13 protein-coding genes are annotated in these 17,189 nt (G+C 43.1%); 8 read left to right on the top strand and 5 right to left on the bottom strand.

Going from position 1 to position 17,189, the window contains the following annotated elements:
* Nucleotides 1–458: 458 nt before the first annotated feature.
* Complete coding sequence (nagZ, locus tag I3252_RS06190) at nt 459–1,544, top strand: beta-N-acetylhexosaminidase (RefSeq protein ID WP_055123472.1); 1,086 nt, start codon at nt 459–461, stop codon at nt 1,542–1,544.
* Nucleotides 1,545–1,670: 126 nt separating this feature from the next.
* On the opposite strand, the gene I3252_RS06185 is transcribed toward nagZ, so the two are convergent.
* Together I3252_RS06185 and I3252_RS06180 are read right to left on the bottom strand one after the other, a co-directional pair.
* Nucleotides 1,671–3,266 carry an OmpA family protein gene (locus I3252_RS06185; RefSeq protein ID WP_055123473.1) on the bottom strand — a complete coding sequence of 532 codons (1,596 nt, stop codon included), beginning with the start codon at nt 3,264–3,266 and terminating at the stop codon, nt 1,671–1,673.
* 464 nt (nt 3,267–3,730) lie between these two features.
* Nucleotides 3,731–5,347 (bottom strand): hypothetical protein, encoded by a 1,617-nt coding sequence (locus I3252_RS06180; RefSeq protein WP_238034560.1) that lies wholly within the window; start codon nt 5,345–5,347, stop codon nt 3,731–3,733.
* 374 nt (nt 5,348–5,721) lie between these two features.
* Here I3252_RS06180 and I3252_RS06175 point away from each other — a divergent pair, with 374 nt between their 5' ends.
* From I3252_RS06175 to I3252_RS06150, 6 genes are all read left to right on the top strand, one after another.
* A complete protein-coding gene (locus I3252_RS06175; protein ID WP_045443506.1) occupies nt 5,722–6,330 on the top strand; it encodes a rhomboid family intramembrane serine protease in 609 nt (202 codons plus the stop codon).
* 181 nt (nt 6,331–6,511) lie between these two features.
* Nucleotides 6,512–7,477, top strand: a complete 966-nt coding sequence (locus I3252_RS06170) for a metallophosphoesterase (RefSeq protein WP_238034559.1) — start codon at nt 6,512–6,514, stop codon at nt 7,475–7,477.
* 99 nt (nt 7,478–7,576) lie between these two features.
* Nucleotides 7,577–8,137 (top strand): 5-(carboxyamino)imidazole ribonucleotide mutase, encoded by a 561-nt coding sequence (purE, locus tag I3252_RS06165; RefSeq protein WP_201501936.1) that lies wholly within the window; start codon nt 7,577–7,579, stop codon nt 8,135–8,137.
* A 190-nt stretch (nt 8,138–8,327) separates the two neighbouring features.
* Nucleotides 8,328–9,704 (top strand): 5-(carboxyamino)imidazole ribonucleotide synthase, encoded by a 1,377-nt coding sequence (locus I3252_RS06160; RefSeq protein ID WP_238034558.1) that lies wholly within the window; start codon nt 8,328–8,330, stop codon nt 9,702–9,704.
* Nucleotides 9,704–10,153 (top strand): YaiI/YqxD family protein, encoded by a 450-nt coding sequence (locus I3252_RS06155; RefSeq protein WP_055123477.1) that lies wholly within the window; start codon nt 9,704–9,706, stop codon nt 10,151–10,153. Before I3252_RS06160 ends, I3252_RS06155 begins: the two co-directional genes overlap by 1 nt.
* Nucleotides 10,154–10,327: 174 nt before the next feature.
* Entirely contained in the window at nt 10,328–10,966 is a 639-nt protein-coding gene (locus tag I3252_RS06150; RefSeq protein WP_238034557.1) for an NAD(P)H-binding protein, read from the top strand.
* Nucleotides 10,967–11,082: 116 nt separating this feature from the next.
* Here I3252_RS06150 and epmA read toward each other — a convergent pair whose 3' ends face one another.
* From epmA to I3252_RS06135, 3 genes are all read right to left on the bottom strand, one after another.
* Nucleotides 11,083–12,108 (bottom strand): EF-P lysine aminoacylase EpmA, encoded by a 1,026-nt coding sequence (gene epmA, locus I3252_RS06145; RefSeq protein WP_238034556.1) that lies wholly within the window; start codon nt 12,106–12,108, stop codon nt 11,083–11,085.
* A gap of 72 nt (nt 12,109–12,180) precedes the next feature.
* The gene (locus tag I3252_RS06140) at nt 12,181–13,293 is read right to left on the bottom strand and encodes a 4-phosphoerythronate dehydrogenase (protein WP_238034573.1); all 1,113 of its coding nucleotides are present in this window, start codon (nt 13,291–13,293) and stop codon (nt 12,181–12,183) included.
* 70 nt (nt 13,294–13,363) lie between these two features.
* Nucleotides 13,364–14,491: an AI-2E family transporter gene (locus I3252_RS06135; RefSeq protein ID WP_238034555.1), complete on the bottom strand. Its 1,128-nt coding sequence runs from the start codon at nt 14,489–14,491 to the stop codon at nt 13,364–13,366.
* A gap of 807 nt (nt 14,492–15,298) precedes the next feature.
* Between I3252_RS06135 and I3252_RS06130 the strand changes: the two genes are divergently transcribed.
* Nucleotides 15,299–16,990: an NAD+ synthase gene (locus tag I3252_RS06130; protein ID WP_045455343.1), complete on the top strand. Its 1,692-nt coding sequence runs from the start codon at nt 15,299–15,301 to the stop codon at nt 16,988–16,990.
* The last annotated feature ends 199 nt before the right edge of the window (nt 16,991–17,189 follow it).

Raw genomic sequence — 17,189 nt, 5'->3', positions numbered from 1 at the left:
AAATACTTATCTACCATTATCAATCGAATATGTATTCAATGATAGTTTCTAAAATCTAAAACGATACTTTCTAAAATGCTATTTTCTGAATAATTATGGTCACTAAATGCCATTGCTGTTTGCTGTTTGCTAATATATTGTTAAAAATCACTCAATATTATCATGCACATAGATATCCAACTGTCTCAAACTGTATAAGCAATCTTACACGCTACGCCTGCACATACCAAACTTTCTATGACATTTATAGTTCATCATTATTTGGGTCATTTATTGACGATTCAATGCCCACTCACGAATTGATTTGAGTCTATTCATCTGCCACATTATGCTCATCTAATAATAACTGTCATAATAAAGCAGTTTTGATAATAGTGGCGCATTGCCAATTATCATCATTTATTTATTTGAAGCTGAACCGATCATATAACAATATATAACACCATAAGGATTACGCAATGTACGGCGTTTTAATGATTGATATCGATAGTACCGCACTGACAGCAGAAGATGTCAGCTTAATCAAACAGGCACAAGTGGGCGGGGTGATTTTATTTGCCCGAAACGTTGCAGATGCGGCACAAGTACGGGCGTTGTGTGACGACATACGTTATCACAACCCAGACATATTAATCGGCGTCGACCAAGAAGGTGGACGAGTCGCACGCCTGCGCAATGGCTTTACCCCACTACCCGCCATGGGCAGGCTTGGGGAATTATTTAATCAAGAGCCTAGCCATGCGCTAAGCTGTGCTTACGATTGTGGCTATCTAATGGCAACAGAAGTGTTGGCAGTGGGCATTGATCTCAGTTTTGCCCCAGTACTTGACAGAGATGGCATCAGCCAAGTCATCGGGGATCGTAGTTTTCATCAAGAGCCGCAAGCGATCATTGCGCTGGCGACTCAGTTTATGCGCGGTATGAAAGCCGCTGGCATGGCAACCACGGGTAAGCACTTCCCCGGTCATGGTGCGATTGCCCCTGACTCCCATGTGGCTGAGGCCATCGATACGCGTAGCCTAGATGAGATTATGCATAGCGATATGCAGCCTTTTGCCCAAACCCTACCATGGCTTGATGCCTTAATGCCTGCCCATGTTATTTTTTCGCAAGTCGATGACAAGGCAGCAGGTTTTTCTAAAATTTGGCTCAAGGACATCATACGGGATCAGCTAAAGTTTGATGGGGTCTTATTCTCTGATGATCTATGTATGGCAGGTGCTCAAGCCGCGGGCGATGTCAGCGCACGTGTGAAAGCCGCGATTGAAGCGGGTTGTGATATTGCGCTGGTTTGTAATGATCGCGTCGCCGCCCATGAAGCCGCAGAGACCGCACAAGAGCTGCCTTATCCCAATCAAAACCGCATTAAAACAATGTGCGGACAGATACCAACATGGCAAGGTGATCTGGAATCAACTTGCCAACAATTCAACTATTGGCAACAGGCAAAGCAAAACGTGACTCAAACCTTTTTTAATCCTCAATCTGAGGCACAAGCGATTCGCAACGCTACTGAATTAAAAGATCCGACCGCTTATAAATAATCGCTTATCATTAGATACTTATCATTAGCCACTTATAAAAAATAGCCTTAACAAAATGAAAAACCGCACCTTTTATAAGATGCGGTTTTTTTTGAATGAATAACCTCTCAATCAAGCTGTTGTACATTAATTGGCAGGATCTACTGCCGTACCTTGAGTGGCATCATCACCATCAGGCAATAAATCATCGTTATTGCTATCCAAAGGGTTTAAGTCTGGGTCAAGCGCGTTATTACTAATAATCATACCATCGTTTGCACTGGCCATCTCGTCATTGACTATAAATTCAATACGGCGATTACGGAAGCGACCTTGCTCCGTTGAGTTATCAGCGATAGGTTCTGATTCACCCATGCCTTTCGTCATCAGTTTACTGGCATCAACACCTTGAGATACTAAATACTCTTTCACTGCCTCAGCGCGATTACGAGACAATTCTACATTGTAAGAATCCGATGCCTGACTGTCAGTATGACCGATAATCGTCAGCTTCATATTCGGTACTTCGTTGATAATCTTAGCAGCGCGGTCAAGCAGCTCTTTATTGACATCAGGAATGACCGCTTCATCCACTTCAAAGTTGATAACCTGAATACTCAATGCACGAGCCACATCACGTGGATCTGGGTTTTTACCAAGATTGGTCATAGCAACATCCGCAGCTGCCAAACTATTATCAATCTCACCCTGCAAATCTAATGGCCCTTCGGCTTGTATGGTCATCGCAGGAACAGCCGCTTGTAAGTCAGCCACTAGCTTATCTAATGCCGCTGCATCAGGCGCATTGACAGTGATCACATCGCCTTTGATGATCATGCTCGCATTTGGTACATTTTTGACGATAGGTAAGATAGTAGCTAGCTGAGCCGCCGCTGGCATATCTACTGCAAAATTATCATCGACATCAGCACGGCATTTATTGGCTTCTTCACCAAATGCACTGGTTAACGCATTCATTACATTGGTCTGCAAGGTCTCGTCGCCCACATTCATACGGCAAGCATACAGTTCACTATTTTCACCAGTCGCAATGCGCAATGATGCAGGCTCGATATCACCTGCCACTGCCAACTGACCCTCTCCCTGCGCTGCTTGTTGGGCAGTAGCCACCGGTGTAGCGACAGGCTCAGGATTCTCTTGGCAACCACGAAGTAAAGCCCAAGCCAATGCGCCTAAAATAATCAAACCAATAATGGGGAGCAATGCTTTCATAAAGCTGCCTTGCTGCTCTTCTTCGCGTTGCAATGGAGCGGTGCTCACCGTATCAGAGATACGCGCGCCAGCAGCAGGCGTCGCTGCCAACATACCGACTGGCAGAACGGCGCTTGCCCAGGCAGGAATATAACGCTGGTAACTGTCGAGATTATCATTTAAGAACTGCGGCACTGGTGTGGTACCTGCCAAGCTTTTGATTTCGTGAAAAGCCAGTGGCGCTGCCATCGCTATCAGTCCGCGCGAAGACGTCGCATCAACATTATGCTTGCCTGCCAGCTCACGAGCGATTTGATCACGTTGCGAATCATCGCTCCATACACGATCATAAAACCCTTGGTCGTCACGAGTGATATTTTCATTTGCAAAACGATTATAAGTATCGTTATCCGCTAAGCGAGCCGCAAAAATAGCGTAGAACTGTTCAAGCAGCCCCTTTTTAGCGGGACTATGATCATCTTCCAGCACGGCTGGGCTAACGGTACGCGTCAAATGACTGATAATATCCATAATAAAATTCTCCTATTAGTGCCTATATTAGTATCGATTTATATAATTAAAATATTCAAAAAACGCCAGATAAAATAATGATTTGAAATAAGAACCATGACAGCTAAAACCATCTTGACCCTGTTCAATTTTCATCATTATAAAAGTATTAAGTCAGTGTTAACAATCAACAGGTTGTTGTACAAATGATACGTTAGGTAATATTTCAAGTGTCACACGTAACCAAAAACATGGCAAATAACCAATCATTAACCCAGTGAGAAGCCATAAAAGAATCAGTAAAACTTATGTATAAATCGAGAAAATATATCCTTTTTTCAGATACTTTATGGTTTTTTAGATACTTCCAACTGGGTATCAACAGAAAAAATGGCGGTATAAGCAACTTATACCGCCATCCTTACTTGATAACTTATTTCAATGGATAAATGATTAAACAATCTTTAAACACCTCTATTATCCAATCATTTATTCCTTACTTGTGCAGGTTCAGCGATGATGAGTGTGCTTGCCATATCATCTACCTCCGATTCTGAAATAGAACCTGACGGTCTGTTATTCATCGGTGTATTGTTAGGAATGTTACTGGGAGTATTGTTGGTATTGTTACTATAATTGTTGGGTGCAGGAGTAGGTACGATACGATCGCCTGTATCATCATCTGCTGCTTGGAACTCTCCAGACCCACTGTTGTTATAGTCATTAGCATACTGATTGTTGGCAGCTCCCTCATTTTCAAACTGATTATTCGTATTATTCATTGCATTGGCATCGTTATTTTCAGGCAATGGTAATGGTGCAGTACTATCGATGACCATGGCAGGTATCAAAGTACGCATATCCGTAACCAGTCGTTGCAAGAGCATACTATCTGGCGCTTCTAACATAAGGCGATCATTCTGCAAATGTAGGCGTGCAAATGGCGTAGACCTAATCATCGTCAAGACATTGGGCAGTACTTCCTCTGGTAAATTGGCAATACTACTAGCAACTCCAGCCTTTACTGTCAATTCACAAATACTCGCTTGCTCACCAAAGCTGGTATTGAGCGCTTGTTGCAAGGTGCTTTGCAGCGCTGCATCGCCAATGGTAGCGCTACAGGCATACAGACTACCGCTGTTATCTACGCCAACGATGAGCTCAATGGGAGTCATTACCTGCCCTACTGGTGCGGGCGCTGGTGCTACCACAACAGGCACTGTCGCAGCGGCTTCTACAGGCGGCGCGTTGTTCGGTCTGATCAATATTGCCCAAGCAGCAAGCCCTATCGCGGCAATGGCTACTATTAATAAACCCACCCGTACCAGTAAATCATTACGTTGATTGCGAGTACGTACTTTTTCTTGCTTCATACTGCTATTTTCTGCCAAATGATGCGCGGATGGATTGGCATGAATGGCGCCAGTATGAGCGCTAAAATGACCATCGGTATCACCTATCTTCATACTTTCTACATCAGTATTTTCAATATCTATTTTATCTGCTGTATCAGCATTTTTCCTATAAGCGGCTGGCGCTGCGGCGATCGTACTGGTGTCTATATGAGAATTTTGTCGTCCATCCAAGGAGGTGTCGCGCACTGGTACGCTATCAATATCTGCGGCGATGTGTGGGTGTGCTTCTGATGCGCTATTGACGTTTTGAGGAGCAGTAATAATAGGTGCTGACCACATCGGTAAATACTGACGCAATGCTGCCTGCTCTCCCTGCAAAAACGCTGGCAAAAACTGTCCGTTTGCCAATACTGTCAGCTCACGATAAGCCAGTGGCGCGGCATTGATGAGCAGCTGTAACGTAGCAGACTCATCAATATGATGGGTGGCAGACAGCTCTCGGATCATAAGCTGTTGTATGCTTTTATCTTGCCACAGTTGTTCGAACAGTGGACTTTCTGTGACTCTATCAACCATCCCTTGCTCGGCGCGGATAAATTGTGAGTACACTTGCGGCAAGGCGAGACGTGATGCCAAGATGGCATAAAACTGCTCCAATAAGCTAATGTAAGCCACACTATCATGACTATTGCGCTCACCTATGACAGCTGGCGTTACGCTCTTTTCTAATTGGTCGATAATACTCATAGATTACTGCCTCTTTCGGCCTTTATTTTAAATTTACCAACGCATGAAACGTTTATTTTACTTGTCGTTAGCGTCTGTATTCTTGGATACCGCTCTCATTTAACCCACCATTACCGTCAAGATACGAAGCATTACTCAATTTGCCTGACAGCCTGCTATATTATTCACTATAAAAGCATATAAATGCACTATTTTGTCACATAATAAGTTTTTGCATTATCATAACTACTGTTAGTATTACTTTATTATAAATAGCTCATGCTTAATAATTGCTTGTCAGTCCTATTTAGTTTGCACTCAGCCATAATGCGTAGGCTTTGAACATTGTTATTCATCACCTTGTCACATATCAGGCGCAGCCTAAGGATTTTCCTTTGTTCAATCATACGACCCTTATTATTATTATCACGGTTATTGTCAGCTTAGTGGCATGGCAAAACAAAACAGTATTTAATCGGCTTATTTTTTATCCGCCAGCGGTAAATAATGGGCAATGGGACCGTTTTGTCACGCATGGCTTTATTCATGCCGATAGCATGCACCTGCTCTTTAATATGTTTACTTTATACTTTTTTGGTCGTGCTATTGAAGGACTGTATCAGCCGTTCTTATTTGGTTATGGTTTTGTGGTCTTTTACGTATTGGCCATTATCATTGCGATGATTCCAAGCTACCTCAAGAATAAAAACAATGCGAGCTATTTAAGCCTTGGCGCATCAGGCGGTGTATCAGCCGTATTGTTTGCTTTTATTTTGCTGGCACCGTGGGAAAAAATCTATCTATTCGCGATTGTTCCTATACCTGCGATATTATTCGCCGTCGCTTATATCGCTTATAGTATCTATGCAGACAAACGGGGCGGCTCTAATATCAATCATATGGCGCATATGTGGGGCGGCGCGTTTGGGGTTATTGCCACGATTATTTTAGAACCGCAAGTCCTACCGCATTTTATCAATGCGCTATTATCACCTGGGCTTTAAATTTAGTAATGAAGTTTATTAATGACGCTCAATGATAAAAATTGAAATAAAACTCAGTGGTAAAAATTGAAATGATCACTTGGTTTATGATGGCAGTTTAATAATTAAGCGATGATTAACGTCGCGTTATGTTTTGCACAAACTTATACTCAACAAACTATTTAAGAATTTGATAATTATTATGATGATAGATGTTATCGGTGATATTCACGGCTACGCAGACAAGTTAGTTGGTTTATTAGAACAGCTAGGTTACGTTCATAATGGCACGTACTTTGTACCGCCAGCAGGGCATCGGGCGTTATTTATCGGTGATTTGATTGACCGAGGACCACAGCAATTGGCTACGTTAGAGATTGTTTTTGCCATGTTAGATGCTAACGTGGCAGATGCGATAATGGGTAATCATGAATATAATGCCCTCGCCTTTAGCACACTTGACCCTGATAACTCCAGCCAATATCTGCGCTCGCACAATGACATACATACACGCCAACATACCGCATTTTTAGCCGAAATAGCTTTTGGCTCAGAGCGTCATCAATATTGGCTTAATCGGTTATATGAGCTGCCTTTATGGATTGAAACAGACGACGCTTGTTTTGTTCATGCCTGCTGGGATGTCGATAGTATGGCGGTATTGCAGCCACTATTGACTGACGATAACTGTTTAACGCCGCACGGGCTAGTCGCCACTGCCAAAGAAAACACGGCGCCATTTGACGCGCTAGAGCGGGTATTAAAAGGTGTAGAAATAGCATTACCCGACGGCATGGTCATGGTCGATAAAGAAGGCACTGAGCGCAAGCGCGTGCGAGTATGCTGGTGGCTTGACGGGCTGAATAAGCGCCGTCTTTATGAGGTGGCGCGTGCGCCTGCATCAGCATTGGCGCAGATTCCAAAAGAGGTGTTGGCTGAAAGTATTGATTTCGCCCTGAAAACGGATAAAGCGGTATTTGTCGGTCATTATTGGCTAACTGGCACGCCTGAGCCACTGAGTTCACAAGTTGCCTGTACTGATTATTCAGCGGCGGTAGACAGCGGATATCTGACTTGTTATCAGCTCGATACTGAGCAACCACTGCCACTAAGAGCCAGTAACTTTGTCCAATATCACCATGATAAAACGGCAAACCCCAATCCATAAAATTGGTACTATTGCCCCCGCTTTCTTATTAAAAATCAAACTTGGCTTTACGAGAGCAACAAAACTTTTGTATGATGGTCTTTTTGAGGATATCAAAGCATGAGCACCACAACAGCTACTGTTAACACGATGGATCAAAACAGCCCTATCGCCTCCCCTGCTGGTCAGCCGAAAGTTGGCATTATTATGGGATCACAATCTGATTGGGCAACCATGAGTGCGGCAGCGCAATTGCTCGCAGACTTTGATATCGCCTTTGATTGTGAAGTAGTGTCAGCACACCGCACCCCTGATAGATTGTTTGACTATGCAAAAAGTGCAAAAGATAACGGTCTACAAGTTATCATCGCTGGCGCTGGTGGTGCTGCTCATCTGCCTGGCATGTGTGCCAGTCAAACGCCGTTACCTGTGTTTGGTGTTCCTGTAAAGTCTTCCATGCTTAGCGGTTGGGATAGCTTGTTGTCCATCGTACAAATGCCTAAAGGCGTTGCCGTTGGCACATTGGCGATTGGCTCAGCAGGTGCTTACAATGCTGCTCTGCTTGCGATTCAAGTGTTAGCATTGAATGATGAGACCATTGCGGCTAAACTGGACAATCTGCGCCAAATGCAAACTGATACCATCCTTGCTAGCCCAACGCCTGGCATTCTCCATAGCTAATTACCTGTCTTTGATAGCGGTTCTTAAATCCCTTTATTGAGATATAGCGGCTATTTACTTGATATTTATTTTTAGATGGGTTTTACTTAATACAAGGTGCATGTAATGCACCTTTTCCTATTTTAATAGATGACTTTTTGCCTTTTATTACACCCAAAATATTATTCATTTTTAACTCAAAGAGCCTGCCATGACTACAGCGAACGCTTACCCTGTTACCCAAACCATTCGTACCATCGGTATTTTAGGCGGTGGTCAGCTTGGTATGATGCTTGCCGAAGCAGCGATGCCACTTGGCTACCAATGTGTGTTTTTAGAAGACAGCGCTGACTGCCCTGCTAGCCTATACGGCCACGTCTTTCATAGCGATAAATTGGAAGACTTCATCGCCGCAGCAGACGTTTTCACTTTAGAGTTTGAAAACACACCGACGGCGACAGTTGAACAGCTGACTGATCTATCAAAATCAGGTAGCAAACAAGGCATGTTTCCGCCATTGATTGCGCTTGATATCGCTCAAGACCGCTTGAAAGAAAAGCAAATGTTCAATTCGCTTGATATTGCCACTGTACCCTTTATGGCTGTCAACTCTGAAGCGGATTTGCAGCAAGCCTGTCATGAATTAGGACTGCCTATTGTCCTAAAAACCAGCCGTGGTGGTTATGATGGCAAAGGTCAGTTTGTGATTAGACAAGACAGTGATATCAAGGCGGCATGGCAAGATCTTAAAGATGCAGTTACGGGTAAGGGCTCACTAACGCCAACGCCTGCACCTTTGATTGCAGAAGGTTTCATTAACTTTAGCCGCGAGCTTTCTATTATCGCCGCACGCGCACAAAATGGTCAGGTTCGTTGCTACGATTTGGTCGAAAACCATCATCATAATGGTATTTTAGCCAAGACCCAAGCGCCTGCCGTTGGCACCAGTCATTTATTCAAACAGGCAACCGATGCCATCACCAAGATCATGAACCACTTAGACTATGTTGGTGTGATGGCACTTGAGCTCTTTGTGACCAAAGATGCGCGTGGTCATGACACGCTACTCGCTAATGAAATTGCGCCGCGTGTGCATAATTCAGGACATTGGAGTATTGAAGGCGCTGTCACTAGCCAATTTGAAAACCACATTCGCGCCGTCGTCAATCTGCCATTAGGTGATACCGACAACGTGCATCCAGCGATTATGCTCAATATCTTGGGGCAATATCCAGATATCAGCGACGTACTAAATATCGATGGTGCGCACTATCATAGCTACCACAAAGCAGAACGCGATGACCGCAAAATTGCGCATATTACCTTGATGCCAAACGACGTTGCCGACTTAGAGCCTGCTTTGGCCAAGCTCGTCGCTACGCTACCCAATAAAATGGGACTTGAGAAAAAACCATCTGCGATTGATAGCCAGCCAAAAGCGGCAGATAGTCTAACCACTACTGACAATAACAATGACAATAACAATGACAATGACAATATTTTAAAGAGTACAGAAATCCATATTGATGACAGCCAAACAACTCAGGCTATCGACGCTAAGGCAAAAACAGAAAAGGTTAAGAAATAATGCAGATTTGGGTAGATGCCGATTCGGTGCCATTGATTGCCAAAGATTTGATTATCAAAACCGCTGAACGCACACAAACCATGGCAATATTCGTCGCCAATCAGCCCATCAGACTGCGTAAGTCACCACTGCTGGTCATGACAGTGGTGCCATCAGGGTTTGATAAAGCCGATGATTATATCGTTGAGAAAATACAGCCAGGGGATCTGGCTATTACCAGCGACATTCCTTTGGCTAATGACATTTTGGACAAAGGTGGTATGGTCTTGACCTCTCGCGGCATGGTCTACGACAAAAATAATATCAAGCAAAAGCTCAATATGCGTGATTTTATGGATACCATGCGCGGTACTGGCGTGCTCGAGCTACAAGAAATGAGTGGTCAAAAACCTTATGGCGATCGTGACAAAAAAGCCTTTGCTGATGGATTAAACAAGTTGGTACGCTAGTTTTCACACGCTTTGTCTTTGGTTTTTCGATCTTATCCACTTTGCAAACCGTATACACGCCATAACCAAACACTATGCAATCGGCACGCTTCATAACGAAGTGTGCCGTTTTTTCTTGATACGCTATAGTCAGTTTTTACAACAACGATAACGTATATAAGAATAGGAATGACAATGAAAATTTTAGTAATTGGGGCAAGTGGTCGAGTGGGTACGGATTTGGTCAAGCAACTATTAGCGGATAACCATCAAGTTATTGGCACGACACGCCAAGAAGAAAAACTGTTTATCGATGACAATTATAGCCAGCTAGATTTAGATATCACCGCCGAAAAAGAAACTATACAAAAGCAAATTGATCAAGACATTGACGCTGTCTATTTCGTTGCAGGGTCTGGCGGCAAAGACGTCTTAGAAGTAGATTTACATGGGGCGGTCAAGACCATGCAAGCCGCAGAGGACAAAGGCATTAAGCGCTATATTATGCTTAGCACTGTCTTTTCGTTAGACACCAGCAAATGGGACAATGCTGGTATTGCTGACCTAAAAGAATACTATATTTGCAAACACTATGCGGATCAGTGGTTGATTAATAACAGTAGCCTTGACTACACTATCGTTCAAGCAGGAGCACTAAAAGAGCGCGAAGCAACTGGTAAAATCACTGTCAACGATGATAATGCTGGTGAAAACTCAATTGCCGATGTGGCGACTACTTTGGCAGCCGTCTTAAATGCCAATAATACTATCAAGAAAGTGTTTAGTATGCATAACGGTGAGACTGCGATTGATGAAGCGATTGCAAAATTATAAGAATCAACTTTACAGCGATTAAAACGAAAAAAGCGAGTAAACCTAATGGGTTACTCGCTTTTTCCTAATAGGCTTGTCAAATAAGTGGTAATTATATTATGTCTATCAATAATCGACTAGGCCAAACCGCTCGGAAACGAAATCACATCTTCTAAGCTATTCGCGCCTGTGATTACCATGAGTAATCTATCGATACCAACGGCGATACCGCTACAGGGAATTAAAGCATCAGATGCTGCTAATAAATGCTCATCGATTGGCATTTGTGGCAGGTTATGACGCTTACGCAGTTGATTGTCTTGCTCAAACCGTTCTCTTAACGCTTGTCCATCTGCTAGCTCATCATAAGCGTTGGCAATCTCAATACCATTGATATACAGCTCGAAACGTTTAGCGACTGTATTGCCCTCTTTATCAACCGCTGTTTTTGCCAGTGCCGCCGTGGCAGGTGGATATTCTATAATCAAGGTCGGTAAGTCGTGACCCAAGTTTGGCTCGACCGCATGACTAAACAGCAAATCCAGCCAGCTTTGACGAATATCTGCTTCGCCATCTTCTGTGTTATCCAAGTCGCTATTGAAATCAAAACTTGTCAAACCCTTATCTTCTGCTACTGCTTGCAGGGCATCAAGGCTAGCTGTCAGCGGATGTATGCCGACAAAATCCATAAACGCATCAACATAGCGGTAATGACTCATCACCACTGAATGCCCATAAAGCGCCGCTAATAATTCACCTAATTCAGCCGCCATATCATCCAGACTATAATTCGGCTGATACCACTCAAGCATGGTAAATTCGATATTATGGCGTACGCCTATTTCATTATCTCGAAATACGGAGCAAATTTGATATATAGGCACTTGCCAGCTGGCAAGTAAACGCTTCATGGCAAACTCAGGTGAAGTATGCAGATAATAAGTACAATGTTTATCTTGGTAAGTCACTTGTGCGGCGACTGATTGTAAGAAAGTATCAGTATTGCCAGCCTGCGATAGTAGCGGTGTTTGCACTTCAAGCACTTGATGCGTAGCAAAAAACTGACGAACGGTGCTCATCAATTGCGCACGCTGCTGAGCCATTGCCAATGTCATGGTCGGCGCATAGCTGGGTTTTGAAGAAGATTTACTTGCTTGGGTCATTATTATTTACTGCAATTAAAGGATAAGAATAAGTTCTCAGATGCTACTTTAGGGTTTAAGGCTGCCTAACTTTTACCACTGCCACTCACGGCGTAAGTGATAATCTCGGCGCAACTGATCAAAGTCAGCACCCTTTACTTGACCGTCAGCCAGCTTGCTTCTTAGTGCAGCATCATCGTGCATGATATCGTAAAACTTCTGTAGTCTGTCTGGATGTGCTTTTAGCTCAGACCAGAGATAAGTATTGAGCGGTAGCAAACTATGCATCGACAATACAGGCAAGACTGCTAATTTTTCACAGAGCGCATCATAGATGATTTGCGTACCACGCAACTTACCTTCGACCGTATAACCTGCAATATGCGGAGTAGCGATAGCCAGTTTGGACAATAAACTCTCAGAAATCTCTGGTTCAAATTCAAACACATCGAGCACTACTTGGCGATCTGTGCGCTCAATATCTGCTTCTAAATCACGCGCATTAATGACTGGTCCGCGCGCACTGTTAATCAGCAAAGTATGCGCAGGCATCACTGCCAGCGTAGTTGCGTCAATCAGATGCTTTGTTGGATAATCACCGCCACTAGGGTTTGTACTATCTTTTTTATCGGTTAAAGGCACATGTAAGCTCACTACATCGCTTTGGCTAAGCACTTGCTCAAGGCTGGCATTATTCGTATTCGATGTAGGCAGTAATGGATCATAGCCTAGTACCTGCCAGCCTAAATCAATGGCATACTGAGCGAGCGTACTACCAATATTACCAAGTCCGATGATGCCCAATATTAATGGCTTCGTGGGTTGCTGCCAATAGTGCGGACGCAACGTCAAAATCGCCGTCAATACATACTGCGCAACAGAATGTTTACTACATCCAGCCGCATTGGCGAAAGTGATATTTCGCGCCGCCAAATAGTCTTGATCGACATGATCGGTACCGATAGTCGCTGAACCGACAAATTTTACGCTGTTATTATTGGCTAGCAGTGTCTCGCCTACTGGCGTCACCGAGCGTATCAACAGCACATCAGGCTGAACGTCTGCCAGTAATTGCGCATTGATATCACGTCCAGCGAGGGTGATTATATTGACCGTCTGCTCAGGCATCTGCCCAAGCATCGAAGCATTAAAAAACGCATCCAAGCTTGCGATATTGCTATCGGCTACGATAGTAATGCTGTCAATAGAGTTCGCTCTATTTTGCATAGCGTTTGCAGTATCCTTATTTGACATGACTATGTGCCTCTACGTGCCTCTACTCTGATTCATTGACTGGTGGCAACGTTTGGTTGTCAGACAATACCAAATCCTGCGGGGCAAATATCTCATTTTTATGCTGCGATATCCATTCTCGCCATACCGCCAATCCGATGGCTAGCACCACAGGACCGATAAACAAACCAACAAAGCCAAAAGCCGTTAGACCACCTAATACACCAATAAAAATAATAATAAAAGGGATTTTGGTCGCGCCACTAATCACAATAGGACGGATGAGATTGTCAACCCAGCTGATAACCAAAGTTCCCCATAGTGCCAAGCCAATCCCTTCTACAGTATGACCTTGGCTTAACAACCAAATGGATACACCGCCCCAGACAAATGGCGTGCCAAACGGAATCAGGGCGATAATAAAGGTTATGATAGTGAGTAAGATAGGACTTGGTGCACCAGCGAAGTAGTAACCCACACCTGCGAGCAGTGCTTGTGCCAATGCCGTCAAACCAATACCATAAACCACCGCACGCGTGGTCGTACCCACAGAATCAATATAGCCATCGATGCGATTGCCAATGATATTACGCAGTGCTTGGCGAATTTGACGCACCAAACTGGTACCATCACGATAAAAGAAAAATAACGTCATCAGCGCCATACCTAACTTGGCAAGACCGCTAAACACCACATCAAATGCTACTTTGCCATAATATAAATGTGACTGCACCCAAATACGAAACGCCTCTAACGTCCCTTCTGGGTTTTTATTGATTCTCCACAGCACATCTTTCACTTGCTGACCGATGATAGGCATATCTTTGATAGAATCAGGCACATCTAGATAGCCCACTTTTATACGATAAATCAAGTTACTGATTAGGCTCAAGGCTTCTTGCTGTAGAATAAAAACACCGATAACCAGTGGCACACCTATTATTAAGGAGATACTCACCGTCATAATAGCAGCGCTAAAATTAGGACTCAGCTTTACTTTTTCGTAAAAAAAGTTATAAATAGGAAAGGTAACATACGCTAAAATCGCCGCCCATAATGCGGGTACAATAAAAAACTGTACCACTTGAAAACACAGTACGAACAGCACCACCAACAGAGTAATAGCCAATAAGCGCTGAATAATAAATTCTTTTGTCCAATTTTCAATCATAGCGTATAAACCAAGAGCAGACAGCAAAGATCTATCGCGACCTTGCTGGCAAGTTTATAAATGTGTGATGAATATCAACTCACAGACGGTGCCCATAAAAAGACCCTGTCCATTAGCGGTATTCATTAGCGAGGGGTGTAAACAATCAGTGCCAGTAAACCTGCTTTGAGAGCATCAAATCGTAGCATACCGTAACATACTTACGGACGATAGTTTTGACTAACGCAAGATAAATATCAAGCGATTATCACGGCTTATTATGCCGTAAAATACGACAATGATATAACGATATGTTGTAATCTTTACTTACAACTTTCTCTGCATAAGCTTACTAGATGATGACATTAATAGATAGAAGTTGACACATAGATTTAACATGTAAAAACAAGGCACTAAAAGGATATTTTACATTCATACTGTAAACTGACTTATTGAAAGGTAATTCACTGGCGCGTTCTATTTGCAACGATAATTGATGCTATACTAAAGCAATTATTTTAAGCTTTTTAATAGCATTAAATTCGTTTGTTCTTATTTATCTGGATCATTCTATATATATAACATTTTTCAGACGATGCGCTACAGCCCTCTTTTATCGTCCTTCTATAGACTATCATAAGATCAAACCTGTAGAGAGGCGTTACAACGTTGGATACTGTGCGTAAGCAAGCTCATCATCTCGGTTCACTATTAGAATTCGATATGACAGAGTGCTATTTTGAGTGAATTTCGGACCTACTTTGATTTTATTTTAAATCAACAACGACCCAACAAATTTTAAACCATATATCGATAGGAACAATAACAATGTCAAAAGACAATGATAATCCCAATATAACTCCCTCAACTGAGGCCAGTAAGACCAATAAAACCCAAGAAACCGTTACTTTTGCGTTGGCTCAGTCGCATTTTTTGGTTGGTGATATCACTGCCAATGCTGAAAAAATGCGTGCACTCGCATTGCAAGCTCGCGAGCAAGGTGCGGATGTCATTATTTTCCCAGAACTTGCTTTATTAGGTTACCCACCGCAAGATTTATTACTACGCCCAAGCTTATCTGGTCGCATCAAAAGCGCCTTGTCTACTTTAAGTGATATCGATGACATCGTGATGATTGTCGGTTATCCACATGTCGACCATCATGGTACTTTCAACTCTGCTGCTATCTTGCATAACGGTCATCAAAAAGGCTTTTATCATAAGCAAATCTTGCCAAATTATGGCGTATTTGATGAGCGTCGTTATTTTGATAAAGGTCGTAACCAAGTTTTATTTGACTATAAAGGCATCACAATCGGTCTGCTTATCTGTGAGGATTTGTGGGAAAAAGGCCCTATTGCCGAGCTTAAAAAGCAAGGTGCTGATCTGATTATTAGCTTGAACGCCTCACCTTTTGAGATCGAAAAACAAGACAATCGTAAAACGATGCTGGCCAAGCGTAGCCGTGAGAATAATTTGCCTATCGTATATGTCAACGCCGTTGGCGGTCAAGACGACTTGGTGTTTGACGGTGGTTCTATGGCGGTGCAAGCTGATGGTAGCGTTGCCCACGAAGCACCACGTTTTATGAATCAGTTGCTTCTTGCTACTTTAGACGTCAAAACTGCCAAGTTTAATAGTCAAACTAAAGCGCCATTAACACTGAGCCGTGAGTCAGAGATGTATCAAGCACTGGTCGTTGGCCTGCGCGATTATGTCAACCATTCAGGATTCACTGGTATTATCCTTGGTCTATCAGGTGGTATTGATTCTGCCTTAACGCTATGTATCGCTGTTGATGCTTTGGGTGCTGACAAGGTATATGCGGTAATGATGCCTTATGAATATACTTCTCAGATTAGTCTAGAAGATGCTCAAGCACAGGCTCGCCGCTTAAATGTTTCTTATACGGTTTGTCCTATTTTTGATGCGGTTGAAGGCATCCGTCATACCTTAGCGCCACTATTTAACAAATCGCCAGCAGACACCACTGAAGAAAATATCCAAGCGCGGGCGCGCGGTGTGGTACTGATGGCGCTGTCCAATAAGTTTGGGCACTTGGTCATCACCACTGGTAATAAGTCTGAGTTAGCAGTCGGCTATTCAACATTATATGGTGATATGGCAGGCGGCTTTGATGTGCTAAAAGACGTTTATAAGTCACAGGTTTATAAATTGGCCAGTTATCGCAACCGCTTGGAAGACACCCCTGTCATCCCTGAGCGCGTCATCACTCGCCCGCCATCTGCTGAATTACGCCCAGACCAAAAAGACCAAGACAGCTTGCCTGACTATGATGTATTAGATGGCATCTTAATGTCATACATCGATGAAGATATGGGCTATCAAGACATCATTAATAAAGGATTTGACGCTGAACTGGTCGCAAAAGTCATCCAGATGGTAGACAATAGCGAATATAAGCGTTTACAAGCGCCAATCGGTACCAAAATTAGCCATAAAGCCTTTGGACGTGAACGCCGTTATCCATTAGTGAATAAATGGTCAGTAAAAGGCTAAATTAGATTAGCCATTGTTGCTTGCCCTACTTTTATTATGTAGAACGCGAGCAACATGGCTAATTCAATATTTTTATAAAAAATCAAGTTTATTATAATTAGCTGGGTGCTTACCCAGCTTTTTTAGTTTCTATAAACCTATTTTCAATGCCAAGCTGTTATAAACAACACTTTCTTTTTTGTACTTCTAACCCATTCAT

It is taken from the genome of Psychrobacter sp. Ps4 (genome assembly GCF_022129285.1).
Taxonomy (GTDB): domain Bacteria; phylum Pseudomonadota; class Gammaproteobacteria; order Pseudomonadales; family Moraxellaceae; genus Psychrobacter; species Psychrobacter immobilis_A.
The sequence above is the reverse complement of the archived record's forward strand: the minus strand, read 5'-3'. Positions and strand labels throughout refer to the sequence as shown.

Excerpts from the sequence above, each read along its gene's own strand:
- I3252_RS06180 (WP_238034560.1), bottom strand. The coding sequence starts at position 5,347 with ATGAGTATTATCGACCAATTAGAAAAGAGCGTAACGCCAGCTGTCATA.
- nagZ (WP_055123472.1), top strand. The coding sequence starts at position 459 with ATGTACGGCGTTTTAATGATTGATATCGATAGTACCGCACTGACAGCA.
- I3252_RS06155 (WP_055123477.1), top strand. The coding sequence starts at position 9,704 with ATGCAGATTTGGGTAGATGCCGATTCGGTGCCATTGATTGCCAAAGAT.
- I3252_RS06130 (WP_045455343.1), top strand. The coding sequence starts at position 15,299 with ATGTCAAAAGACAATGATAATCCCAATATAACTCCCTCAACTGAGGCC.
- I3252_RS06150 (WP_238034557.1), top strand. The coding sequence starts at position 10,328 with ATGAAAATTTTAGTAATTGGGGCAAGTGGTCGAGTGGGTACGGATTTG.
- I3252_RS06170 (WP_238034559.1), top strand. The coding sequence starts at position 6,512 with ATGATGATAGATGTTATCGGTGATATTCACGGCTACGCAGACAAGTTA.
- I3252_RS06185 (WP_055123473.1), bottom strand. The coding sequence starts at position 3,266 with ATGGATATTATCAGTCATTTGACGCGTACCGTTAGCCCAGCCGTGCTG.
- I3252_RS06160 (WP_238034558.1), top strand. The coding sequence starts at position 8,328 with ATGACTACAGCGAACGCTTACCCTGTTACCCAAACCATTCGTACCATC.
- I3252_RS06135 (WP_238034555.1), bottom strand. The coding sequence starts at position 14,491 with ATGATTGAAAATTGGACAAAAGAATTTATTATTCAGCGCTTATTGGCT.
- epmA (WP_238034556.1), bottom strand. The coding sequence starts at position 12,108 with ATGACCCAAGCAAGTAAATCTTCTTCAAAACCCAGCTATGCGCCGACC.
- purE (WP_201501936.1), top strand. The coding sequence starts at position 7,577 with ATGAGCACCACAACAGCTACTGTTAACACGATGGATCAAAACAGCCCT.